We start from the raw sequence: 25,653 nt of genomic DNA on the forward strand, positions 1-25,653 counted from the left end.
TTGTGTGATACGCAACAAAAATATGGAATTCTACCAGCTTAGGATATTAAAAACAGGTCAATAAATGAAATTCCAGTCTCAATTTCCCTCCCAAAGCATACATCCTCTGACTTTTATTTACACAACCAAAAAAATTGAACTCATTTCTGCAGCCGGACATATGTTTTACCATCCGGTCCGACTCCTTTAACTACCAACCTTCTCCAATGTTCCGGCAATTTCGATGGCAATTGTTTAATGCCGTTATCTGTAATTTCCAAACCACAAAAGCCATTGATTACAGTCTGCAAAAGTCCCCCCGCACCAGTTGAGAAATAAGGATTAGTACCTCCTGCACCCTCAGAAAGAACACCGAACGGCGGTAACTGATTAGGACGGAAGCTCTGCACAAACAGCTCATATGCCTTATCTCCCTCACCAAGGCGTGCATATTGCAAAGCCAATACAGAGAAAGACATTGCAGGACCTCCTTTGTCAATCTTCCCCTCATAATACTCCAAATCTTTACGAATTTCTTCCGGACGGGTAATCAGGTTTAATGGATAGACCAGTAAATTAGCATCCGCCTGCTTGATAACCTGTCCACTATAACCATCATACTCCATAGTCACTCCATTTTCAAATTTGGGGATACGTAGCTTTGCTGCTATTTCTTTCCAAATTACCGGAGCTTTAACCCCACATATGAAAGCAGCCTTAGTAGCATCCTGTAATGCGCGAATAACAGTACCGTTCGTAAAGGCATTATCATCACCCTCTGCATATTCATCGGCACAAACAACATTACGAATCGAATAGGAACCATCGTCATTCTTTTCTACACGACTTACCCAAAATTCTGCCACTTTCTCCATTAAAGGGAACCCTTCTTCACGCAACCATCGTTGATCTCCGCTCATACAGTAATAATTCCAAGCCGCAATAGCGATATCAGCAGTGATATGATGCTCAAAAGGACCAGTCAACGCCCAAGTTGGGCACGCCTCTTCTCCTGCATCATCACTTTCCCAAGGAAACATAGCTCCATCATATCCATAACTTAATGCTTTCTGACAAGCAGCTTCCAACCTGTCAGTACGATAGTCCATCATTGTTCGTGCAATCCCCTGATTCATAAAGAGCATAGGCGGATACATCCAAAATTCGGTATCCCAGAAAATATGTCCATTATATCCCTGTGAAGAAAGCCCAAAAGGAGGTATACTCAACCGACTTCCTTTGCGTGCATTGGAATACAGATTATAAAGTGCAAAACGCACAGCACGCTGCGCTTCGTCATCCCCCTCAATCACAATATCACCTTTCCACATCTCGTCCCAGAGTTTCTGATGCCCATCCATCAGACGCGCCAATCCCTCTTTCGCACCATAAATAACTTCACGGTCCGCCTCATTGTACGGATCTATAAAATCACGCCCGGTACAAACAGCACCTAATAAAGTAAAGAAGAATTTCTCTCCTTTCTTTAATGGAATAGAAATCTGCCCATTCCCATTATATTGTTGCTGCACGTTAGAATTCTTATCATAAATAAATGCGGAAGAAGCCGAAACTTTCTGTTCACGGTGTTTTGATAAAGCCCAAGTACGCACTATTTTTATATCATTCCCATTAACATTCACATTGACCAGTTTCGAACCTATGTTTTTATACTCATCAGGCACCTCGATAGGATTTGACACTGTCAAATACATATCCCCCAGTGCCGTAACCTCCACACGAACTAGTCCCGCATAAGGCAAATTTCTTAGAGCACAGATACTATAAGACACATCTGCTTTTCCATCACAAATGAAATGCGTATTATGAGTAGCTTCTTTCATATCTATACACTGTTCCCATCCCGAAATATTATCGCCATTTACAGTCTGTCCATTAATTTGCATCTGTAAATTGAATGGATTGATTCCTCGTAAAACACGGCTCACATCTTGAGGAGTAGCAGAATCAAAAACATGGTTCAGCATGACATGGCGAATAGAAAACGGCTCTTTCCACGGCAGGATACCAATACCTCCATTGGCTACTGTTGCCCCGTAATAAGTTCCGTGATAATCAGTTGTCTGTATCTTCCACAAACGATCCTGTCCATTTGCCTTAATGGTGAGAGCTGATACTAGACAATAAAATACGATCAATAGACTTCTCATATAAAAAATAATATATTTAATTTGTTAATGACATCCGACACAAAAATAGGGCGTATCTGCCAATCATTAGGAAATAACCAGACCAAATGATATAACAAATCAACCAGAATCGTACTAAAAAATAATATTTAAGCCAATTTTGTTACCAAAATTGGCTTAAACCAAAGGGCAGATTATTTTATCTTATTTAAATGCGCACTTCGATCGGTTTTCCGTTCATTATCTTGCTTCTTTTTACAATCTTATGATCCTTTTTTATCAAAACCGACAGTTTGTTATCTTTATCACGCTTCACCTCAATATCGAATATGGAACCAAATGCACAGACACGTTTCAATGACATCATGTTCCAACTTTCCGGCAACTGCGGTGTCATCACAAAAGCATCCAATGCTATGGGACGGATGCCGAACAAGCCCTCAGTCATAATGCGACAATACAAAGCACTTTCTGTGGACAAATGCCTTTGGTTTCCCTCCGGCCACGCTTCCACTGCGTAAGGAACATGATCACCCAACAAACGAGTAGCAGAGTATTTATCCAAATATTCAGTAGCTATGTCTCTAGCACCACAAGAGTAAGCCCCCCGGAAAGCATAGAGTGTAGAACGATCCCAATAAGTAGAAGTACCCGACTGAGTTAACAACCCATTCTCCATCCATAGTTTATCAGAGAATAGAGCCTCTACAGTACCTTTCGCCTGCTCATAAATACCCATAGTCAAAGGAATGCAAATCCATGAACGTAGTACAGTATTACCATCATAATAGCGATAAGTATCATACCCCTCTACATTACGGGCAAAATATACATCAATGTTCTTATAAAGTTCAGCAGCCCTATCCTGATAAGACTTTATCTGTTTATGTTCTTTTTTCAACGCTTTCCCCAGATAAGCAGCTGAAATCAAGGCATCATAATATAATGAAGATGTACATAGATTAGCTTTTCCGGCAGGAAAACGATTTTCAAGTTCATCTGAATCTGATTTTACTACCCCGTCTACGTTCAGTTGGCGATGACAATACTCCAGACACCATTCAATCAGCGGCCACAATTTTTCAGCCTCATTACGATTACCGGATGCCAAAGCATAACGTGCTGCACCATAGCCAACCATTGCTACATCACCACGATCACCCGCAACACCAAAACAATCAATCCCCTCTGCAATTATAGACGAGGGTAAAGGTTTATACTCATCATTCATATAGCGCATAAACAAGCCGAATGAATCCATAGCCGAACGATTTCCGGCTTGATAACCTAAATATGGAAAAAATGGATTGATATATTCAGCCTGATCATTTGCCCAAACAGCAGCATAATAAGCTTCTCCGCCAGGGCTTTGCATATATCCGCCTTTGGTATCAAATATGCTTTCCGAACCACGTATCTTGGCAAAAGAAAACATGGTATTGATTACGTCATTCGGAGTTTCTAACACAAGGTTACCTTGTATCCGTCTCAAAAATCTCCGACGTGCCAAAAGTTCATTATTAACATCCAGCGCCAACTCCTGATCATGTTTCTTATATCCTGCATAGACTACCTGAAACCAAGCTTTTTCTCCGGCTTTCAGTAGATAAGTACCATTTTTTACTGGAGAAGAAAGAGTGGCCGTTAATATATAGCTACCCTCCACTCCTTTTGTCTCATCAGTAGAATAAGAAAGAGTGGTCGATGGGAATTGAACTGTCTGTGGGTGATCTGTCGTATTCTCCAACTCATATTTCTCACAGAAGGCCGGTTGTGATGTGGAAGGAAAAAGCGTACGTGTCAATGAAATCCCCCTAGCAGCATATATACTCTTTACAGTCATAATTCCATTCAACGATACAGTCTCCACCTTTTCCCCTACTAACGGCTGGCCATTTACAAGACATAAATGTGCCCAGTCCCCATTAAAATGGTGTTGTAAACTACCATGGGTATCATTAGGGATAGTACGAAAAGTAGGTAAAACCATATTCCGGTCAATCACCCATTCACCTGCCTCATTAACACCATAGCGCAATACCGTTGAAACTTTCAGTCCACTCATTTCAATGTGGTCATTATGCGCCCCATTCACTTTCCAGCAAATACTATCGGAAGAAGCAATCATCCATCTCATTATCTCACTGGCATTCAAAAAATCAGTATATAATCCAATTAGTAATAGTGCAAGCCACACTGTCTTTTGTCTGGTCATCATATCTTATAGTATTATTAAAAAAATTTACACTAATAAATTATAAAATCTCAATATAATAGATGCAATAGAATGAAATACAGCTTTATGTATAAACTACTCTTCTTTCGAATTAACAAAATCTTTAGGCAATACTCCAAATTGCTTTTGAAAACATTTAGCAAAGTAAGACGGAGAATTAAATCCTACCATATAACAGATTTCATTCACACGGTTTTCTCCCTCTTTCAGCAATTGGGCCGCCTTTTTCAAACGCTCCAAGCGTAAAAACTCATTCGGGCTCAAATCCAAGACTCCCTTTATTTTCCGATAAAAGTTAGACCTGCTCATATTCAGCTTATCCGCCATATCATCCATGCTAAATTCAGGGTTGCCATAATTAATTTGGATTACTTCGTTCAACCTCTTAATAAACTCCTCATCAGCTTTTGTTAAGGCCATTGTATTAGCAGCTATAAAAGGAGACTCTGCAAAAGCCTGACGTAATTTTTCCCTATTCTGAATAAGATTAGAAGCACATGCTTGCAGATATTCTACAGAGAAAGGTTTTTCAATATAAGCATCTGCCCCCAGTTCCATCCCTTCTATCTTTGATTGTATATTGGTCTTGGCAGTCAGCAGGATGACAGGAATATGACTGTAATTCAAATCTGACTTAATAGTCTTACATAATTCAAAACCATCCATCACGGGCATCACAACATCACTTATCACTAAGTTCACATAATTGCCATCGAGCACCTGTAAGGCTTCTGCACCATTAGTGGCTGTCAGCACTGTATAATCTCTCGACAATTGACGGACAACAAAAGTTAGCATATCAGGATTATCTTCCACTACCAGCACAGCGGGGCGATTATCTTTCTTTCCTGCCTGCTCTGCAGGAATTTCGTTAACCCTTTCAATTTCAACCTCCGCCTCCGGAGTCAAAGTGATTGTCGTATCCTGAACAACCGGTAAAGTCAAACAGAAAATATTACTTTCCTCTCCTGCCTCCATAACCAACGTTCCCAGATGGAATTCAGCCAGCGAGCGGGAGAGTGCTAAACCGATTCCAGTACCGGTAGTCACCTTTCCGTCCTCTTGTTCATTAAAACGAACAAAAGGTTTAAAAATCTCCTCTTTCATTGCATCAGGAATAATTACTCCATCGTTCACTGTGCGAATACGGAATAGATTATTATCATCCCTTTGGGGAGCTTCCAACATTACATGTACATAACTTTCGGCATATTTCATTCCATTGTTCAGCAGATTGCTAATAATCTTCGTAAATGCTTCCTGATTAACATGAGCATAGAAGTCCTTCTCTGGAACCTGTAGGGTAAAATCCAACCCTTTCTGTTTTGCAAGAGAAGTGAAACGTACATGGGTTTCTTTCAGTACTTCCGTTATATTGCATTTTGCAAAGTTCAACCGGAATCCCTGGCTTTCCGTCTTGCGAAAGTCAAGTAGCTGATTGGTCAGATTAAGTAATCGTTCCGTGTTCTGTTTCATGACGTTCAAGTCCTCACGGGTTTCAGCATCCACTTGTTTTTTCAGTATGATGTTTTCCAACGGACCTTTAATCAATGTCAGCGGTGTACGTATCTCATGAGCTACATTCGTGAAAAAGTCAATCTTTGCATGATAAACCTCACGCTCCTTCTCCTGCTCAAACTTCTCCATCTGCCTGCGATGCTTATTATTACTACGTCTTTTGAAATACATAATTATATACAAAGAACAACCTATAATCAACAAAGCATACACAAAATAAGCCCAAGCAGAAAAATAAAAAGGCGGAAGGATATGCACTTTTAATGATATTTCGTTTTCATTCCATACTCCGTCACTATTAGAAACTTTCACCTTGAATGTATAATTGCCATATCGCAGATTGGAATAAGTAACGATAGGACTTTCGCCAATTGTCAGCCAATCTGCATCAAAACCATCCAGTTTATACATGATTTTACTCATTCTTGGAGCTTGAAAGTCTAATGCTGTTACCCGGAAAGAAAAAGAGTTCTGGTTAGACTGGAGAATGAGTTCATCAGAGAAAGTGATACTCTTTTTCAATGGAGATCCCGGTTCACCGACATACACTTCTTTACCAAACAACAGGAAATCCGTAATCACAATAGATGGAAGCGACCTATTCTCTGAAAAAGTTTTCGGGTTGAAAGCGATAAAACCGTCGATACTTCCCAAATAAATCGTACCGTCTTCCGTCTCCAGACTGGAGCGGTAATTAAACTGATCGCCCAGCAGACCATTAGAGGTAGTATATACTTTCATTGTTCCGGTAGTAGGTTGGAAACATACGAGCCCATTATTCGTTGTCAACCAGAAAAATCCGTCTTTATCTTCTACAATCTGATAAACAACATCGTTTGGCAATCCGTCTGCCAGATTATAGCTGGTAAAAGTTTCCGTTTCCGGGTGGAACAGGCAGAACCCTCCGCCTTGAGTTGTCAACCAAACTTGCCGGTGAGAATCTTCGAAGATACTTACCACTTTATCATACGGAAGGCTTTTCGGATCATTTTCATTGTGCAGATAATTCTTCCATTTCTTCTCGCTTACATTATAACAGTAAGCGCCGTTTGCATAAGTGGCCAGCCAAAGGTTTCCTCCGAAATCTTCTTTTATGTCATATACAAACCGGCCATTCAGCTCTGGTATCCGGTCAAAATCGTCAGATTGTCTATTATAACGCAACAAACCGAATAAAGTACCCAGATAAATATCCCCTGTCGTCGTTCTACAAATAGAGAAAACACTGTTATCTATCAATGAGCGGGGCGAATCTGTCTTCTGATAGGTTTTCACAATAGCTCCCGTACGCGTATCCACCACTTTCACTCCTTTCGAAAAAGTGCCCACCCAAAGGTTATCATCAACTAAACACAGCCCATGAACATTTGTAAAAGCATTGCTTGGTGTAAAAAAAGAAAAAGTCTTGGTCTTAGGATTAAAACGATTCAGACCGCCATCTTCTGTACCAATCCACAGAATTCCTTGGTTATCCTGACAGAACTCACGTACCCGTTTCCCATGCAAACCTTTATCAGTCCCTTTGGGATAATATTTCTCGAAGTTCGTATAAAAACGGGGATAGTAGTTTATACCACCAAAGTAAGAACCAATCCATATGCCACCCTCACGATCTTTACACAATGAATAAATGGCATTATCGGATAAAGAATAAGGGTCATTGATCGAACTGCGCAAATGGGCGTACTTACTTAACCGGAAATTATAAATATAAAGTCCCGACTCTGCACCAATCCATAGTTCATTGTCAGAAGCGACCAACAGTTCACGACAGAAAACAGGCTCTCCACTTTCATCTTCTGAAAGCAAGTCATGCAATTTGTTAGAGGTCAGGTTCAGCTCTTTCACCCCTCCCTTTAAAGAACCTACATACAGACAATTGTATGCACCTTTCACAATACAGGTCACTACGTCGTTCGCATAAAATTCCTTGTTATCCAGAGGCGAAAGATAAGGATGAAGGGTTTGCAGACGGTCTTTCGAATAGAATAGTCCATCACCATAACAGCCGATCCAAAGGGTTCCGCTATTGTCAAAAGCAAAGGTCTCAACATTAGTAGTAAGAAAGGAGAAGTTCTGTAAGGTATAGTTTTGAAGCTCTCCTTTCTCGAGATTATAACAGAACAGTCCCTGTGATTCCACTGCCACCCAAACGCATCCTTCGTTGTCTCCGGAAATTGCGGTTACAGTATGTTCTATTTTAGTGTTTTCCTCACTCAATTCGGTAAAGTGCCGGAAAGAGTCTTTTTCAGGATCATAGATATAAAGTCCCACGTCAGTACCTACCCAAATATCTCCTTTCGTATCTTCATAAAGTGCTGTGATAAAATTATTTCCGATACTCCGTCGAGTACGGTCATCATGTTTGAATTTACGGAATGATAAACCGTCATATCTATTCAAGCCATCTTTGGTGCCGAACCACATAAAGCCTTGCCTGTCCTGCAAAATCGCATTAACCGTATTCTGGGATAAGCCGTTTTGTACACTTAGATTTTTAAAATAATAATGTTCATCCGCCATTTGTGCATGGCAGCTTATCTGATAGCCTATTAAACAGATTAAAAGTATTAGAACTTTCTTCATAAATATACATATTTTCTATCCTTCCGTTTGAGTTACCAAATGTAGGCAAAATCACAGCGGAAAGATAGTAAATATGTCTCAATGAATGAAAGAATAGTCCTATTTTTCTATTCGGATACGCCGCGTCAACTGCTACAACGGCTTTTGGTGTAGCTAAAAAAGGAACCAGACCGGAAGACACATCTTTCAGCACCTCCACAAAAACACCTCCCAAACCGCAAAGTACCACACTGTCACTTTTAGCAATAACAATACCTTATTTATACCTGAAACAGAATTATTGAGCATCTCTATCATATAGCGTTCTCATTCCCTGACAATAGTTACCGTATCTATTTTGTATCTATATGCCCCAAAAAGCCCTGTCAGATATCAGTAGTTATCACCTCAACTATTAATAACTACCTCCTTAATTATTAATAATTGAAAAACCCATCAGAATACTTTAAAATCAAACATAGCTACTTAGGAAAACAAATATTAGCACATCAGAGAAATACCTAATAACCAATCAAGAAAAACTGGCTTAATACAGAAGAGAATTCAGCCAGTAAATCCTTGCGCAGTTCGCTGTCAGCAGCAAACAAAGCGGTAGACAATATTTCTCCTATTGCCCCATTAGTTGTAACTACAGATATCTGTCGAGCACCTTCCACCAATTTTCCATCTCGAGGAGAAACAATATGCCGACGTTCAGGAGAGTCATTACCAGAGGTTGTAAGACACTCATTATGAAGAAGTATATTATTGACTTTCCATCCCGTTCCTACCGGATGATTACCTAAAGCAAGGACGGAACTGTTTCCCATATTTATCAATGCATTTTCTATCACACACTCATTCAATATGCTTTTAATTGTTTCCAAAGCATACCCTTTGAGGAAACCAGATAAGTTGACAGCAACTCCCGGTCGTGAAAAATAGATACTATGATCTTCAGCTGATAAATGGACCGATTGTATCGTGTTCTGATTGTAATTTTCTGAATGGACTGTAATATCAAAACACCCCAGAGTCTTCCCATTATATTCCAGACATAGATCAATCATTGAATAGAGTTCTTCGCTAAGAACGACCGGAGAAACAAAAGCTGTCCGGTTGACATAAGCCAATTCACTGGCCGGATTATAAAAGTTCGCCATCTTTTCCAACCGGCACAATGCATCATAAATACAATTGACCACAAACAACAATTCTCCTTCCGTTTTCTTGCTATACAGGATAATATCCACCCGTGTATGCATGGAAAGAAACCAGGCATAAAGCAGTCCACTGCCTTCATGGGACGGCTTATACATATGTTGAATAGGGACTTGCATCGTATAGCAGGACAAATTAGGCACGGATTACCCAAATTACACGATTGCTATTTCATTAGAACAACCGTGAAATTCGCGCAATCCGTGCCTGAATAAAAAGTCATAAAGAATTTTGACGTATCTCCCACAATAATATGGAATACGCCTTACTTCAGTTCTTTAATTTTCACGTTCTTGAACCATACTTCGTCTCCGTGATCCTGAAGAAGTATATTTCCTTCCTCCGGATTTCCGAAATTAGGCCAGTTTTTATATTTACTGTATGCTACCAATGCATTCCACATATCATTGTTACGATCATATTCAATCAATTTAACTCCGTTCAACCAATGTTCTACATGGTTACCTTTTACGATAATGGTAGCAGTATTAAACTCTTTCTTGTTGAAAGGTTTATTCTTAGGAGCCGGAATCAAATCATACAACGAACCTAGCTTTCTGTTACCTTTCACACCCAGTTTTGCATCAGGATGTTTGTCATCATCAAGAATCTGGAATTCACAACCGATAGCAGAGCCTGCACCTTTATTCATATCCGGGTTTACGAAATATTTAATTCCGCTATTGGCACCTTCGGTAATCTTAAAATCTACTTTCAGAATAAAGTTCTTGTATTTACGGGTAGTCACAATATCACCGCCATTAGCAGATTCAGCGCCACCACTCTTCATTACTTTCAGAATTCCATCTTCTATCTTCCAGCCTTTTGCAGGGAAAGTAGAAAGCTTAGCTCCTCTCCATCCATCAGTAGTCTTACCATCCCATAATAGAGTCCATCCTTCTTTTGCTTCATTCGGAGAAATCGTGTTGGCAATCAGATTCACTTCCGGTGCAGCTTGCGCTTCCGGTGTCTGATAGCGTTCTACGTCTGTCGTACAAATGCGGATATCTTTCCAACTAACAGTTTTACCTTCATCTGCCGCATTTCCAATGGCATGCACTTGCAAAGCAATGAAGCCCACAGGAGTCATATCATCCCAGATATTAGCACAAGGTACTCCGTTTATCCAAGTACGGATTGAGTTACCCACAGCCTCAATACGAGCTTTATTCCATGCATTATTCTTAAAAGCGGTTTTTGCCGACGGATTCAGCGTCAAAGGATAAAGCCAGTTTCTACGTGCCTCATCATAGATACCACCTGACCAAGCGCGTTTGGAAGGATCGATCTCAAACTGATAACCGTGTACACGACCTTTCTTATAATCTTTCTTGCTTTCACTACGAAGCTGTACTCCGGAATTTAAACCGTCATCTACCTTGAAGTCAAACTCAAGGATAAAGTCACCATAATTCTTTGTCGTTGCCAAAAAAGTATTGGGTGTTCCCATTTTAGATACACCGACAATGGCACCATCTACAATTTTATACTCGGCTTTGCCATTCAATTTCTTCCATCCTTTCAGGTTTTTCTCATTGAAAAGAGGTTCCCAATTCTGCGCACCTAAAGAAGCGGTACAGAATAAAAGTAAAGTTAATACGATATTCTTCTTCATAATCATTGATTAGTCTTTCCCACTCCCTTATATTAGAAGAAGGAATGGAAAAGGCTATTTTCTATTTATAATTTACAAAATTCATCCCAACCTTTACGCGGTGGAAGTCCCGCCAGCATTGCATTAGCAAATTCATTATTTGTAATCTGCTTCGTACGAGGATCAAAGAACAACTGTGTATTAAGTCGTTGAGCCATCACCCCCAGTGAGAATACCTGACTCAACACTCCATTGATTTCGAACGGTGAGCGTGTCTTTTCAATACCGTTACATGCCAACAAGAAGTTCTCGAAGTGATTGGAAGGACTTTTAGGAACCTTCGGCAACTTGTCTGCCATCTCTTTTGCTTTCTCCTCCGGAATTATAGACAAAGTGCTTCCATGACTACCACCCTTGAAGATCAAATCCTTAGTATAAATGATCTTTCCTGGATTCAACTTAGACTTCGGAGTATCTCCCTGATTAGTTACCGGGATGTTCGGATCTAGTCCCGAAACTCCATAACCGGCAGGAATAGGAGGAAGATTATCCAAACCATCATACCAGGTAATATCTACCGGTGGCATTCCTTTACGCTGCGGGAAACGGAAGAGAATCGTGGAAGAATACGGGAAGAAGTAATCATTATGCCCTTTTGCATATTGCATAGTGACTTCGTATGGCAATCCCAGTTCCAGGAATTCGTGAGCCGTGTCGAGGATATGTGCTCCCCAGTCGCCCAATGCTCCCATACCAAAATCATACCAACAACGCCATTGTCCCAAATGATAATCTTTATTATACTCGTGATAAGGAGTAACTCCGAGCCAAGTGTCCCAATCCAGATCTTTCGGCAGTTGCTGACCGGAAGGAAGTTTATAAATATTAGTGTCCCATTTATGCCAACGACGTGGGTTATTCATGTGGGCAGTGATAGCAGTAACGTCTTTGATAATTCCCGCATCCATCCAGGCTTTAAACTGGAAATAGTTTGCTTCAGAATGTCCCTGATTTCCTACTTGAGTAACCAAGTTCGGACGTTTAAGCGCAGCTTGCATCAACAGTTCCGCTTCATAGAAGGTACGTGCCAGCGGTTTCTCTACATATACGTGCTTTCCGGATGCCAAAGCCAGCATACTGATCGGGAAATGCGAATGGTCGGGAGTAGCAATTGCTACAGCATCAAATTCGTTACCGGCCTTATCAAACATTTGGCGAAAATCCCTAAACTGCTTTGCTTTCGGATATTTAGCCATTATCTTTTGTGTATGTTTGGCACCCATATCTACATCACATAAAGCCACCACTTCCACCATACCTGTCCGTGCAAAGTCTTCAATAATCTGCTCTCCACGGTTACCAATGCCGATATAAGCAATCTTCACTTTGTCACCTCTTCCTTTTTTAGGTGAAGCAGTTTGCGCATGTAATAAATCACCGGTTCCCAATGCCAATCCGGCTGAAGCCATCGACATCGTTTTCAAAAAATCCCTTCGTGTTACCATAAATTATTTATTTTCATTGATATTGATTAAGTTCTTCTTTAAAATTATGCAAGAAAACTATCAACTCCTGCTTTTCTTTTTAAATAGTGCTTGCATTCCATAAAACAAGAGACGCAAAATCCCCCAGAAAGCATAAAGCACAAAAGTAAATATAATTATATAAAAAATAGACGTTATCATCTCCGTAAATGGTGCATGATAAGCAATAATTGCATAAAGATGTAGCAAATTAGATACTACGAAACAAACGAGTAAAGTGATTAACTCTATTTTCTTACGTCGTGCGGTTACAATCGTGTCTTTCATATTGCTTCGGATGTTTTTACAGATTGATGGTTCAGATAGTCTATTTTATACTCATCAGGGAAATAGAGTGTCCGTTCTTCTTCCAATGCCTGATGTCCCAACAAACAGAGCATACTTGCATAATACCCTTCTTCTGCGATGTTTTTAGGTTGTTTTTGTGTTATGACGGCCTCAACAAAAGCTTCCAACAACAATGATGTACCATCGCTCTTGGGACGTTCTCCGATAATGAATTCTCCTTTGTTTTCGTTTGCTGTTTCCGGCGCCCAGCTTGTTCCGGCAAAAGGCAGAGAGTCAAACACTTTGTTTTCCCAGTCATTCACCATTTGCAGGAAGGCCGGTGCAGGAGCTACACTTTCAAAGTAATATTTTCCCTTTTCCGGTTCTACCGTTCCGAGATTACCCATGATCTGTTCTTCCAGTCCATAGAATTTATTGGAAATAACAGAGTCAAATGTCATCTTTACCCCATCATCAAACACATATACACAGCTCACATTGTCATACACATCTCTGCCGTCTTTCCAATAAGTGATGGCACCGTGTCCCATCACCTTTTCGGGTATCTTACGCAAAGCCCAGCTTCCGATCTGAAGTTGATGGCAAGCGAGTTCCGTCATCAGTCCTTTTGAGAACTCTTTGTAAAGACGCCAATTTATCAGGCGTTCCAAATTGGGTGAAGGTACCGAACGTCTCCAATCCCCATTCCGATTCCAGAAAGTACGGATGGCATTTATTTCACCAAAGGTACCTGCATGAATCATCTCCATTGCTTTAATGTAACGAGGATCGAACAGACGCTGTTGTCCTGTGAAGAAAATCTTTCCCGTGCTACGATGCTTCTGATACATACGGTAACACTCTTCCATCGTGAAACCTATTGACTTTTCACAGAACACATGCTTTCCTGCGTCGAAAGCATCCAATACGATCTTACAATGCGAGCTAAGAGAAGTAGCTACGAGTATAGCATCTATCGACTTATCTTCCAACACTTCCCGGTAATCACCATACACTTTGGCATTAGGTGCAAGTTTCAATGCGTTCTCAATAGACGGTTTATAAATGTCGCACAATGCTACAATATCGACTTTGGGGTTCTTAGCTAAAAATCCCATTAAAAACCGTCCCCGGGAACCAGGCCCGATAATTGCCAGACGACACTTCTCGTTTGAGGTGTTCATCACCTCCGAAAAAGCAGAAAGCCAAGGGCTTGCTGCAAGAAGAGTGCCAGCCCCGGCTATGCCTAAATTCTTTAGAAAATCCCGCCTGCTAATAGGGGTATGTTTCATGCTTGTGGTATTTAAGATTATAATTGGTTTATTTGAAAATCAGTTATTAAATACAGGTGCTTTTTGTGTTTCGTAAGAAGGAGATCCTCCTCACACCGACATTACATAATACAACACATATTTACCGTCCATATAATTTTAATATCGGGTGCCCAAATTCCATCTTTAGGCTCAAACCAAGGACGAGTCTTATCGGGAATGCCGTGTTGCAATACATCCATTCTACCAAATCTTTCGACTTCATTATCGGAACATTTCTGGTAAATTCGGTAACATACACATAAAAACACCCATCCGCAGCTTTACTCACCGTAGAGTCAGGCCTGGCAATATCTACAATCAGATTTTTATAACCCACTGCAGACTTTGTCTGTGCTTTCCCCCCCCCCCGTGAAAAACAGGCATCTATCATGAATACGAAGACGAACAAATTTACATACTTTTTCATCAAATCATTCTTTTAAGAGATTCTTTTTACCTAATCTTTATAGTTCTAAATCAATATTAACTTACAAAATCCATTGGCAATACTCCAAATTGTTTTGGAAACACTTGGCAAAATAAGATGGAGAAAGTTTGGATCTTGGAATAATATTTCTCGAAATATATATAAAAACTATGTCTCAATGAATGAAAGAATAGTCCTATTTTTCTATTCTGATACGCGCATCAACTGCTACAACGGCCTTTTCTGTTGCTAAGAGCGGATTTATATCCATTTCTTTGATCTCTGTAGCGAAACGTAGTAAAGTGGACAAACGGACAATAATTTCAGCAAATTTATCTTCGTTGACTCCCTTTTGCCCACGTGTTCCCTGAATGATTTTATAAGCACGCAAAGAATGAATCATTGAATAAGCTTCTTCGTAAGAAAGCGGAGCCAAACCGGAAGATACATCTTTCAGCACCTCCACAAAAATACCTCCCAAACCACAAAGTACCACGTGACCGAACTTCTCTTCATATTTTGCGCCAACAAACAGTTCCGTACCTTTCAGCATCGGCTGTACCATAATTGCTCTTGCATCAGGTATCTGCATCATACGATCGAATTCCAGTGCCAGATGTTGCTCACTTTTAATGTTCAGAACGACACCGCCGACATCTGATTTGTGCACAGGACCAACAACCTTGGCAACTACCGGAAATCCGCACCGACGGGCAAAAGCTACTATCTCCTCTTTATTATCGGAAACAAATTCATCTACCAACGGAATACCGGCAGCATGCAACAATGCCTGTACATAATTGGGAGCGATATAACCATCCTCCGGAATCGAATCAATAATACGACGAATCCTCGGAACGTCCACTCCGAACAATTCTATTTCAGGAACTGCCGGTTTAGGAGCATTGACGATACGTGAAAGAGCAGTACCCAGGGTCACTTCGTCTGCAAAATTCACATGCCCTTTTGCCAGGAAGGCGGAAACCTCTGCTCCGGCTGTATTAATGGAAGGAAGAATGGGAAAAATCGGTTTCTTGCAAGTCTGCATCTTTTCGTGAAGCACATCATACATTTCAAACATAGTAACCAATCCCGGAGTTCCGAAGATGGCCATCATGGCGTCTATATTGTCAAGCTTTTCCTCGCAGTAGTCAATGCAAAGGCGCAGATGTTCCGGTGTTCCGGTAGCCAGAATATCAATAGGATTTCCGACGGCAGCACCGGGGAATAGTTGGGCTTTTAGTTCCTCGGCTACTTCTCCCTCCAGCTTAGGCACATTCAGTCCGCCTTTACTCAACGCATCTGTCAGCATCACTCCCGGCCCTCCGGCATGAGTGATAATGGCAAAATTCTTTCCTTTCAATTCGGGTAAAGTAAACACGCAACCCACAGTAGTCAATTCTTCACGAGAGAAGCAACGCACAATGCCTGCTTTACGGAACAAAGCCTCTACTGCCGAATCGGAACTGGCGATTGCTCCTGTATGGGAAGATGCCGCCCGGCTTCCGCTCTCCGAACTTCCGGCTTTGATTGCCGCAATCTTGCACCCTTTTCTAATCAAAGACGAAGCATGGAATAACAGCCTGTCCGGATTCTGAATACTTTCAATATAGAGTAGTTTCAGATGAGAATCTTTTTCGGGATCGAAGTTCTCATCCATAAATTGCAATACATCTTCTACACCGATCTGCTTGGCGTTTCCCACCGACCAGACTGAATTGAACTGCAAACCTTTTGTTACGGCACTTTCGAGAATAAATACCGCCGTAGCACCGGAGCTGGAAATCAAGTCCACCCCTTTGGGGTTTAAATTAGGAATGGGCTGGCTGAATACACTATGATGCCATGTATTCATCAATCCGATGCAATTAGGACCAATCAGTGAAGCGCCGTATTTATTAACTGTTTCCAAAATACGTTCTTCCAACAGCGCCCCTTCGTGGGTTTCTTCACCAAAACCAGCCGAGAGTATGATAAATGCCCTGGTTTGTTTCTTGCTAGCCAATGTTTCCACCATATCAGGACACATCAAGGCAGGCACAGCCAACACCGCCAGATCTGTGTCCGGCAGATCATTCACATCCGCAAAGGCGGGAACTCCCTGCACTTCCTTTTCCTTCGGATTCACCGCCCGAAGTTCTCCCTGATAACCTCCGTTTATCAAATTCTTTAATATTGCGCCACCCGGCTTATGCACATTATTCGATGCCCCTACTACGACAATACTTTCAGGACGAAGCAACTGGGTTGTTATCATATCATGCTTTGGTTTTCGTTTAACTTAGGTACAAATATATTCTTTCTTACGAGAAAAAAGAAAGAAAAAGGGGAGAAATATAGATGGAAATAGATGATAAAAGAGGAAATGAGCAAGAAATTATATAGATTATACTGACTTATTGAAATGCAAAGCTATAATCTTACCATGTAATTCTTATCATTAGAACAGAATATCACTTTATGCAGAAAAAATGGACATAAAACTCATACAGAATCAAAAATATACAAGATGAGTCCGGAGTATATTGGAAAACTTGAAGGATAAGCAAGTTGCATAATCCATATTCACACAAAACAGACTTTAAATCATTCGATTCAACATCAAAAAGGCAAAATTCCTAATTTCAGGAGCAGATTATTGCAAATATAAGTTCAAATAGAAACAACTCACATGTTACCTATTCGACAGCAACCAGCACAAAACAAGTATTCTAAATACCCTTTTGTCCTTTCGTTTAAAAGCAAGGAAGCACTTCTCACTGACCAATAAACCGTTTCTTTAAAAGGAACGAAGTCTTCCTTTAAAAGAAATGATTCATGATTCTATCAACAATCATGAATATTCACTCATTTGTATTCAAGAAAGATGACTTATTCCGCATATTCATACAGTATTTTATACGTCACTTCTTTTATTAGAATACAGTTTAGATACTCCTAATCTGTTTCAATCTTAAAAATAGAACATAATAGAAAATATAAAAATACCCCGATACAAATTGGCTATTTTCTAGCCAACTTATATTAGGGTAAAACACTTTCTTTTTACCTGTTTTTTTATTACGAAACGTTCCTGTTTCATTCTGTGACCACTTTTCAATGAAATAATCTGTGTTAATCCGTGTAATCTGTGGTGAAAAGTCATTATCTTTGCACATTACAAAGTTGAAAACAACAAAAATCACACTATATAATGGAAAAGAAATTTAAAAGAACCACCGTCACATCGGCACTGCCGTATGCGAACGGTCCTGTCCATATCGGTCACTTGGCTGGTGTATACGTACCGGCAGATATTTATGTGCGTTATCTGCGTCTGAAAAAAGAAGATGTATTATTCATCGGAGGTTCGGACGAACACGGGGTACCTATCACGATTCGTGCCAAGAAAGAAGGAATTACTCCGCAGGATGTAGTAGACCGTTATCATTCGCTGATAAAAAAATCATTCGAAGAATTCGGTATCTCATTCGACGTGTATAGCCGCACCACTTCGCCGACGCATCACCAATTGGCTTCGGATTTCTTCAAAACATTGTACGATAAAGGCGAATTCATCGAGAAAACGTCTGAACAATATTACGACGAGGAAGCAAAAACATTCCTTGCCGACCGTTATATCACCGGAGAATGTCCCCACTGCCATTCCGAAGGCGCTTACGGCGACCAATGCGAAAAATGCGGAACCTCACTTTCTCCTACGGATCTTATCAACCCGAAAAGTGCTATCAGCGGCAGCAAACCGGTGATGAAAGAAACCAAACACTGGTATCTTCCTCTCGACAAGCACGAAGGATGGCTGCGCAAATGGATTCTGGAAGATCACAAAGAATGGCGTCCCAACGTATACGGCCAATGCAAAAGCTGGCTCGACATGGGACTGCAACCACGTGCCGTGAGCCGTGACCTCGACTGGGGTATCCCTGTTCCCGTAGAAGGAGCAGAAGGAAAAGTGCTTTATGTATGGTTTGACGCACCTATTGGCTACATATCCAACACCAAAGAACTTCTCCCCGACAGCTGGGAAACATGGTGGAAAGATCCTGAAACCCGCCTGATCCATTTCATCGGGAAAGACAACATCGTGTTCCACTGCATCGTATTCCCCGCCATGCTGAAAGCAGAAGGCAGCTATATCCTGCCGGACAACGTGCCGAGCAACGAATTCCTCAACCTCGAAGGAGACAAAATCTCCACTTCCCGCAACTGGGCTGTATGGTTGCACGAATACCTGGCGGACTTCCCCGGCAAACAGGACGTACTCCGCTACGTACTGACCGCCAACGCACCGGAAACGAAAGACAACGACTTCACCTGGAAAGACTTCCAGGCACGCAATAATAACGAACTGGTAGCCGTATACGGTAACTTCGTGAACCGTGCAATGGTATTGACTCAAAAATACTTCGACGGGCGCGTACCTGCACAAGGTGAACTGACCGACTACGACAAGGAAACACTGAAAGAATTTGCAGACGTAAAAGCAGAAGTGGAAAAACTGCTCGACGTATTCAAATTCCGCGACGCACAGAAAGAAGCCATGAACCTGGCACGTATCGGCAACAAATACCTGGCCGACACCGAACCGTGGAAACTGGCAAAAACAGATATGGAGCGTGTAGGTACCATCCTCAACATCTCCCTGCAACTGGTTGCCAACCTTGCCATCGCTTTCGATCCGTTCCTGCCGTTCAGCTCGGAAAAACTCCGCAAAATGCTGAACATGAATACTTTCGAATGGTCTGAACTGGGACGTGACAACCTTCTGCCTGTAGGTCACCAATTGAACAAACCGGAATTATTGTTCGAAAAGATTGAGGACGCTACTATCGAAGCACAAGTACAAAAATTGCTTGATACAAAGAAAGCAAACGAAGAAGCCAACTACAAGGCTAATCCTATCCGCCCGAACATCGAATTCGACGACTTCACGAAACTGGATATCCGTGTAGGTACCATTCTTGAATGTCAGAAAGTGCCGAAAGCGGATAAATTGCTTCAATTCAAAATCGACGACGGACTGGAAACACGTACTATCGTATCGGGTATTGCCAAGCATTATCAACCGGAAGAACTGGTAGGCAAACAGGTTTGCTTCATCGCCAACCTTGCTCCGCGCAAACTGAAAGGCATCGTCAGCGAAGGCATGATTCTAAGTGCCGAAAACAACGACGGCAGTCTGGCAGTTATCATGCCGGGACGTGAGGTGAAGCCGGGTAGCGAAGTAAAATAATAAAACTTAAATAGGGAATACATGAAAAGCTATCATTGCGCATAGCCTTTTCATGTATTCTTTGCAAATAACATGAGCGAGAATCAGTCACTAAAAGAAAAGACAGCCAAAGGACTATTTTGGGGAGGATTCAGCAACGGCATACAGCAGTTGTTAAACCTGCTTTTCGGAATATTCCTCGCACGGTTGCTCACTCCGGCAGACTATGGAATGGTGGGAATGTTGGCTATCTTCTCCCTCATTGCCAGTTCGATACAGGAGAGCGGTTTCACAGCCGCCCTTGTCAACAAGAAGGAAGTGACACATAACGATTACAATGCTGTCTTCTGGTTCAATGCAGCCATCAGCTTATCCTTGTATCTACTGTTATTCCTGTGCGCACCGCTCATTGCCGATTTTTACCATACTCCCGAACTGACACCGCTGGCACGTTATTCCTTCATCGGATTCTTCATAGCCAGCCTGGGAATATCCCACAGTGCCTATCTTCTGCGAAACCTGATGGTGAAACAGCGGGCCCTGTCTTCCGTTATCGGGCTTACCGTATCCGGAATCACCGGAATCACTCTTGCCTACTTCGGTTTCTCTTATTGGGGTATTGCCACGCAAAGCATCGTTTATGTAGCCGTCAACACAGCCTGTTACTGGCATTTCACCCGTTGGCGACCGAGCTTGCAATTCAATTTCACCCCGATTAAGGAAATGTTCGGATTCAGCGGAAAGCTATTGGTAACCAATGTATTCAATCACATCAACAACAACCTGTTCTCTGTGATACTGGGTAAGTTCTACACCGAAAAGGAAGTAGGATATTACAACCAGGCCAATAAATGGTGCGGCATGGGACAGCTCTTTATATCCGGCATGATAAACGGAGTGGCGCAACCGGTACTCACCAAAGTGTCGGACGACCTTGAACGGCAAAAACGGGTATTCCGCAAAATGCTGCGTTTCACCGCTTTCGTCTCGTTTCCCGCCATGCTCGGACTGGGAATCGTATCAGAAGAGCTGATTATCATCACCATCACCGACAAGTGGTATTCCAGCATATCCATCATGCAGATTCTGTGTATCAGCGGAGCCTTCACTCCCATCGCATACCTCTATCAGCAACTCATCATCAGCAAAGGAAAATCCCGCATCTATATGTGGAACACCATAGCGCTCGGCATTATTCTACTGTCAGGCGTTCTGTTAGTCCATTCACACGGGATCTATGCCATGCTCGCCGTCTATGTATCCACCAATATACTGTGGCTACTGACGTGGCACTACTTCGTATGGCAAGAAATCGGACTAAAGCTGCGCCATGCACTGATAGACATACTTCCATACGCTGTCATTGCCGCCACGGTGATGGTAATCACCTATTATTCCACCCGTTCCATCGAGAATATTTATCTCCGCCTGGCAAGCAAGATAGTGCTCGCAGCAGCACTCTACATAGCCGCCATGTGGGGCAGTCGTTCGGTCACCTTTAAAGAAAGCATCCAGTATTTCATCAAAAAGAAGACACATGAACCCCAATGATCTTGCCACCAAATACCGCCTTCTGAACAGTTCTTTCAAAAAGACAATGATCTATCACATAGGTATAGACGCCGGATTCTTTACCGAATATACCTATATGCTCCATGCAATGCTCTATTGCCTGCAACACAAAATACAGTTCAAGCTTTACTCCGACGACGCCAACTTCGGATGGGAAAAGGGCTGGGAAGACTGTTTCGCACCTTTCTGCGAGCAAGTGCACGAACCGTTTCACCACACCTACAACACCCATCGCCTGCCTTCATGGCAAGCATTGATGCAAGACAAAAAATTATCTAAAACGAAGTTACTGAAATGGAAACTGAAAGTAACCTGCAAGAACATCATCGGAAAAGCCCTTGCTTTCTTCACGTATGGTAAACCGGTGTTGCTCAACTTCCAAGTGACGTTCAACCCCAACCAGCGCTTCCATATCCTCGAACTGGGAATAGACGGTGACTACCTCCACACCTTCCAAAAACTGACGGAAATCACCTGGAAACTCAACGACACCACCGCACAGGAATGTCGCCAATTTGCCGCCACCCTGCAACTTCCGCCTCAATACGCAGGATGCCAGATACGCGGAGGAGACAAGATAACCGAAACCAACCTGCTGCCACCGGAACACTACATACGCCTCATCAAAGAAAAAACAGCCATCCGCGACGTCTTTGTATTGACCGACGACTACCGCCTCTTCGAGCAAGTGCAAACCCTTGCCCCGGACATACACTGGTACACCCTTTGCAGCCCCAACGAGCAAGGATACGTCAACAGCGCCTTCACACAGACCACCAAAGAACTGAAACAGAAGCAAATGGCACGTTTCCTCTGCTCAATACAGCTATTGATGGATGCTTCCGTCTTTATAGGAAGTATCACCACCGGTCCCAGCCTGTTCCTGTTGAAGAAGTTCTATCCGGAGATCAATCCGGCAGACTGTCTGCTCAAGGACTTTCCGCAAGCATCCGTCCTCCCCATTCCGGGACGTGGGCGAGTGGCCACCAAATTTATGCAAGGAAACTTAAAGTTATAGTAACTTAGCAATATAATTACTACATTTGCAAGACAACGTGCATTAACCATTTCCGATGAACAAGAAATATACAGCCGAAGAGCTTGATTTATTACATGCCGAACTTTACGACATATTGGGAGAAACCATCCGGGTGTGTCAGAAGCACGATATTCCCTATTTTGTGATAGGCGGCACAGCCATCGGCGCACTCTACGATCAGGGAATTCTCCCCTGGGATGATGATATAGACATCGGCATGACGCGGGAGAATTACAACAAATTCTTAAAAGTAGCACCCGGAGAACTGGGTCCTTCCTACTTCCTTTCATGGATAGAGACAGACCCTCACACCCCCTATTACTACGCGAAGGTTAAGAAAAACAACACCCTTTTCGTAGAAGAAATGTTCAAGAACGTCCCGATGCATCCGGGCATCTTTGTAGATATCTTCCCGTTCGACAGGATTCCCGACAACAAACTGTTGCGGCAAATGCAATCCGGCATACTCGGCTTCCTCAAATGCTGCCTGATGGGAAAAGAGATATGGATGTGGAAACACTTCGGCAAATGTGAAATAGAGAACCCTACAAACCGGGGAGCCTTCTCCTGTCTCCTGAACAGAATAGTCGACTCTCTTTTCTCTAAAAAAGCAATTTACCGGATGCTAGTATCCGTGCAAAGCTGTTTCAACTCACGAAACACCCGCTACTACAACAACGTCATGGCAACCGCCGACCACGTGACCGTAGAAAGCCTCCGCCACCTGCAACCGGTGAAATTCGGTCCCCTCACCGTGACCACTCCCGATGACCTGGAAGGGTTCCTGCGATACAACTACCCGACCTTGCATCGATTTACCAAGGAAGAACAGGAGAAAGTGAACAACCACTATCCTGCCGCCCTGTCATTCAGTACAACCCCAAAACAAGAACTATGAATATGAAATCCGCTTTAGTAGACGTCCCGGTACTTATCCTGTTCTTCAACCGCCCGCAACAACTGTCGCAAGTGTTCGAGCAAGTGAAGAAAGCACGTCCGTCCCGGCTCTTCCTCTATCAGGACGGAGCACGAAACGAGCGCGATTTGCCCGGAATAGAAGCCTGCCGTGAAATCGTATCACAGATAGACTGGGAATGTGAAGTAGAACAGCTTTATCAGGAAAAGAATTTCGGCTGTGACCCTTCAGAATACATTTCGCAAAAATGGGCCTTCTCCAAAGTCGACAAGTGCATCGTATTGGAAGACGACGATGTGCCCTCCGTCTCCTTTTTCCAATTCTGCAAGGAGATGCTGGATAAATACGAACACGACACCCGCATCAGCATGATTGCCGGATTCAACCCCGAAGAAATCACCCAGGATATGCCATCCGACTATTTCTTCGCCACCACCTTTTCCATCTGGGGATGGGCGAGCTGGAAACGGGTAGTCGACCAATGGGACGAGTTTTACAGTTTCCTGGACGACTCCTTCAACATGCAGCAGCTTGAGCAACTCATCAAGGAACGCAAATTCCGGAGCGACTTTATCTATATGTGCCAGCGTCACCGGGAACAGCAGAAAGCCTTTTATGAAACCATCTTCCACGCCTCTATCCTGTTCAACTCCGGACTAAGCATCGTGCCTACCCGCAACATGATAAACAACCTCGGAGCAACGGCAGATTCCACCCATTTTGCCGGCTCGGTCCACACCCTGCCCAAGGGCTATCGCCGCATCTTCACCATGAAGCGTTACGAGGTGGACTTTCCGCTGCGGCATCCCCGCTACGTCATTGAAAACGTAGCCTACAAAGAGAAGGTTTACCGCATCATGGGCTGGGATCATCCATGGATCAAGATAGGGCGTTCGTTCGAAGAACTGTTCCTCAACCTGAAATACGGTAATTTCTCCATCATTACGAAAGCTGTCAAAAACCGAATAAACAAATGGCTGAAAAGAAACAAGCACCACTAAATACGTTGCTTACTATTTATTTTTACCATACCCGCCTCACACGGGAAAGTTACGAGGAATGGAAAGAATATAAATTCCCCGGACATATTTTATACGGACTTCCTCTGCTGGAAAATTACGGAATACGCTCCGTGATGCACAAATGCAAATACTTCTCCGGCCGCCTGAAACTCATGTTTTACGCCACCAAAGAGATTCTCTTCTGCAAAGAAAAATACGACGTGCTCTATGCCACCTCTTTCCGGGGGATAGAACCCGTCATCTTCCTCCGTGCGCTGGGACTGTACCGCAAACCTATTGTCATCTGGCATCACACGGCCGTCGTCACCAACCCCAAACCCTGGCGCGAACAAATCTCCCGCCTTTTTTACAAAGGTATCGACCAAATGTTCCTATTCAGCCGGAAGCTGATTCAGGACTCGCAGAAAACCCGGAAAGCTCCGTCCCACAAACTGAAACTGATACATTGGGGCCCGGACCTTCCTTTCTACGACCATCTGCTGGCAGAAATGCCCGATCGGAAACCCGAAGGATTTATCTCCACCGGCAAAGAGAACCGGGACGTGGACACCTTGCTCCAGTCATTCTCCGCAACCAACGAGGAATTGGATCTGTACATTGCCGTCTCATGCGGCAACATCAACTATAAAAAGATACTCGACCGCTATTCAGTGCCCGACTCCATCCACATCCACTACACCGACGGAGTGATTCCCTACGAACTGGGAAAACTGGTAGCCCGCAAAAGCTGCATCGTCATCTGCTGTCTGGACTTCCCCTACACCGTAGGACTGACCACTCTCGTAGAAGCATTTGCCCTCGGCATCCCCGTCATCTGCTCGCGCAACCCCAACTTCGAAATCGACATCGACAAGGAAGAAATCGGCATCACCGTAGAATATAACGATGTACAAGGCTGGATAGACGCTATCCGCTACATCGCCGACCATCCCGAAGAGGCACGACGCATGGGAGAGAATGCACGCAAACTGGCAGAAGAACGCTTCAACCTCGAAATCTTTTCGCGCGAAATAGCAGAAAGCTTGTTGGAAATATCAAACATTTCCTCTAAAAACCGTACATTTGCATAAACTTTTGC

Annotated in this window: 16 protein-coding genes; 6 read left to right on the plus strand and 10 right to left on the minus strand. The window is 42.8% G+C overall.

Annotation, left to right across the window (positions count from 1 at the left end):
• Nucleotides 1-140: 140 nt before the first annotated feature.
• The 10 genes from INE92_RS17830 to INE92_RS17870 form a co-directional block, all read right to left on the minus strand.
• Nucleotides 141-2,150 carry a glycosyl hydrolase family 95 catalytic domain-containing protein gene (locus INE92_RS17830; protein WP_008770549.1) on the minus strand — a complete coding sequence of 670 codons (2,010 nt, stop codon included), beginning with the start codon at nucleotides 2,148-2,150 and terminating at the stop codon, nucleotides 141-143.
• Between the two features lie 187 nt (nucleotides 2,151-2,337).
• Nucleotides 2,338-4,347 (minus strand): hypothetical protein, encoded by a 2,010-nt coding sequence (locus tag INE92_RS17835; protein ID WP_211421207.1) that lies wholly within the window; start codon nucleotides 4,345-4,347, stop codon nucleotides 2,338-2,340.
• Nucleotides 4,348-4,440: 93 nt separating this feature from the next.
• Nucleotides 4,441-8,469: a hybrid sensor histidine kinase/response regulator transcription factor gene (locus INE92_RS17840; protein WP_008770548.1), complete on the minus strand. Its 4,029-nt coding sequence runs from the start codon at nucleotides 8,467-8,469 to the stop codon at nucleotides 4,441-4,443.
• Nucleotides 8,470-8,969: 500 nt separating this feature from the next.
• Nucleotides 8,970-9,767 carry an FAD:protein FMN transferase gene (locus INE92_RS17845; RefSeq protein ID WP_004317108.1) on the minus strand — a complete coding sequence of 266 codons (798 nt, stop codon included), beginning with the start codon at nucleotides 9,765-9,767 and terminating at the stop codon, nucleotides 8,970-8,972.
• Between the two features lie 167 nt (nucleotides 9,768-9,934).
• Nucleotides 9,935-11,284 (minus strand): 3-keto-disaccharide hydrolase, encoded by a 1,350-nt coding sequence (locus INE92_RS17850; RefSeq protein ID WP_004317107.1) that lies wholly within the window; start codon nucleotides 11,282-11,284, stop codon nucleotides 9,935-9,937.
• Nucleotides 11,285-11,349: 65 nt separating this feature from the next.
• The gene (locus tag INE92_RS17855) at nucleotides 11,350-12,768 is read right to left on the minus strand and encodes a Gfo/Idh/MocA family oxidoreductase (RefSeq protein WP_004317106.1); all 1,419 of its coding nucleotides are present in this window, start codon (nucleotides 12,766-12,768) and stop codon (nucleotides 11,350-11,352) included.
• A gap of 60 nt (nucleotides 12,769-12,828) precedes the next feature.
• Nucleotides 12,829-13,074, minus strand: a complete 246-nt coding sequence (locus INE92_RS26970) for a hypothetical protein (protein ID WP_008016134.1) — start codon at nucleotides 13,072-13,074, stop codon at nucleotides 12,829-12,831.
• The gene (locus INE92_RS17860; RefSeq protein WP_004317105.1) at nucleotides 13,071-14,366 is read right to left on the minus strand and encodes a Gfo/Idh/MocA family oxidoreductase; all 1,296 of its coding nucleotides are present in this window, start codon (nucleotides 14,364-14,366) and stop codon (nucleotides 13,071-13,073) included. The genes INE92_RS26970 and INE92_RS17860 overlap by 4 nt, the downstream gene beginning before the upstream one ends.
• A 121-nt stretch (nucleotides 14,367-14,487) precedes the next feature.
• Complete coding sequence (locus INE92_RS17865; protein ID WP_015531812.1) at nucleotides 14,488-14,814, minus strand: Glycosyl hydrolases family 43.; 327 nt, start codon at nucleotides 14,812-14,814, stop codon at nucleotides 14,488-14,490.
• Nucleotides 14,815-15,010: 196 nt separating this feature from the next.
• Nucleotides 15,011-17,071 carry an acetate--CoA ligase family protein gene (locus INE92_RS17870; RefSeq protein WP_015531813.1) on the minus strand — a complete coding sequence of 687 codons (2,061 nt, stop codon included), beginning with the start codon at nucleotides 17,069-17,071 and terminating at the stop codon, nucleotides 15,011-15,013.
• A 936-nt stretch (nucleotides 17,072-18,007) separates the two neighbouring features.
• Here INE92_RS17870 and metG point away from each other — a divergent pair.
• From metG to INE92_RS17900, 6 genes are all read left to right on the plus strand, one after another.
• On the plus strand, nucleotides 18,008-20,047 hold the full coding sequence (gene metG, locus INE92_RS17875) for a methionine--tRNA ligase (RefSeq protein ID WP_004317103.1): 2,040 nt from the start codon (nucleotides 18,008-18,010) through the stop codon (nucleotides 20,045-20,047).
• Nucleotides 20,048-20,119: 72 nt separating this feature from the next.
• A complete protein-coding gene (locus INE92_RS17880) occupies nucleotides 20,120-21,577 on the plus strand; it encodes a lipopolysaccharide biosynthesis protein (protein WP_151935984.1) in 1,458 nt (485 codons plus the stop codon).
• Entirely contained in the window at nucleotides 21,564-22,616 is a 1,053-nt protein-coding gene (locus INE92_RS17885; protein ID WP_074908628.1) for a hypothetical protein, read from the plus strand. The genes INE92_RS17880 and INE92_RS17885 overlap by 14 nt, the downstream gene beginning before the upstream one ends.
• Nucleotides 22,617-22,671: 55 nt before the next feature.
• The gene (locus INE92_RS17890) at nucleotides 22,672-23,535 is read left to right on the plus strand and encodes a LicD family protein (RefSeq protein ID WP_015531816.1); all 864 of its coding nucleotides are present in this window, start codon (nucleotides 22,672-22,674) and stop codon (nucleotides 23,533-23,535) included.
• Nucleotides 23,532-24,554, plus strand: coding sequence for a hypothetical protein (locus INE92_RS17895; protein WP_015531817.1), 1,023 nt, complete (start codon nucleotides 23,532-23,534; stop codon nucleotides 24,552-24,554). The genes INE92_RS17890 and INE92_RS17895 overlap by 4 nt, the downstream gene beginning before the upstream one ends.
• Complete coding sequence (locus tag INE92_RS17900) at nucleotides 24,527-25,645, plus strand: glycosyltransferase family 4 protein (protein ID WP_008642337.1); 1,119 nt, start codon at nucleotides 24,527-24,529, stop codon at nucleotides 25,643-25,645. Before INE92_RS17895 ends, INE92_RS17900 begins: the two co-directional genes overlap by 28 nt.
• The last annotated feature ends 8 nt before the right edge of the window (nucleotides 25,646-25,653 follow it).

The organism is Bacteroides xylanisolvens, from assembly GCF_018289135.1.
Lineage (GTDB): Bacteria > Bacteroidota > Bacteroidia > Bacteroidales > Bacteroidaceae > Bacteroides > Bacteroides xylanisolvens.

What these genes read in the sequence shown, in the direction of transcription:
- INE92_RS17830 (WP_008770549.1), bottom strand. Translation starts at nt 2,150, where the DNA reads ATGAGAAGTCTATTGATCGTATTTTATTGTCTAGTATCAGCTCTCACC.
- INE92_RS17835 (WP_211421207.1), bottom strand. Translation starts at nt 4,347, where the DNA reads ATGATGACCAGACAAAAGACAGTGTGGCTTGCACTATTACTAATTGGA.
- INE92_RS17840 (WP_008770548.1), bottom strand. Translation starts at nt 8,469, where the DNA reads ATGAAGAAAGTTCTAATACTTTTAATCTGTTTAATAGGCTATCAGATA.
- INE92_RS17845 (WP_004317108.1), bottom strand. Translation starts at nt 9,767, where the DNA reads ATGTATAAGCCGTCCCATGAAGGCAGTGGACTGCTTTATGCCTGGTTT.
- INE92_RS17850 (WP_004317107.1), bottom strand. Translation starts at nt 11,284, where the DNA reads ATGAAGAAGAATATCGTATTAACTTTACTTTTATTCTGTACCGCTTCT.
- INE92_RS17855 (WP_004317106.1), bottom strand. Translation starts at nt 12,768, where the DNA reads ATGGTAACACGAAGGGATTTTTTGAAAACGATGTCGATGGCTTCAGCC.
- INE92_RS26970 (WP_008016134.1), bottom strand. Translation starts at nt 13,074, where the DNA reads ATGAAAGACACGATTGTAACCGCACGACGTAAGAAAATAGAGTTAATC.
- INE92_RS17860 (WP_004317105.1), bottom strand. Translation starts at nt 14,366, where the DNA reads ATGAAACATACCCCTATTAGCAGGCGGGATTTTCTAAAGAATTTAGGC.
- INE92_RS17865 (WP_015531812.1), bottom strand. Translation starts at nt 14,814, where the DNA reads ATGAAAAAGTATGTAAATTTGTTCGTCTTCGTATTCATGATAGATGCC.
- INE92_RS17870 (WP_015531813.1), bottom strand. Translation starts at nt 17,071, where the DNA reads ATGATAACAACCCAGTTGCTTCGTCCTGAAAGTATTGTCGTAGTAGGG.
- metG (WP_004317103.1), top strand. Translation starts at nt 18,008, where the DNA reads ATGGAAAAGAAATTTAAAAGAACCACCGTCACATCGGCACTGCCGTAT.
- INE92_RS17880 (WP_151935984.1), top strand. Translation starts at nt 20,120, where the DNA reads ATGAGCGAGAATCAGTCACTAAAAGAAAAGACAGCCAAAGGACTATTT.
- INE92_RS17885 (WP_074908628.1), top strand. Translation starts at nt 21,564, where the DNA reads ATGAACCCCAATGATCTTGCCACCAAATACCGCCTTCTGAACAGTTCT.
- INE92_RS17890 (WP_015531816.1), top strand. Translation starts at nt 22,672, where the DNA reads ATGAACAAGAAATATACAGCCGAAGAGCTTGATTTATTACATGCCGAA.
- INE92_RS17895 (WP_015531817.1), top strand. Translation starts at nt 23,532, where the DNA reads ATGAATATGAAATCCGCTTTAGTAGACGTCCCGGTACTTATCCTGTTC.
- INE92_RS17900 (WP_008642337.1), top strand. Translation starts at nt 24,527, where the DNA reads ATGGCTGAAAAGAAACAAGCACCACTAAATACGTTGCTTACTATTTAT.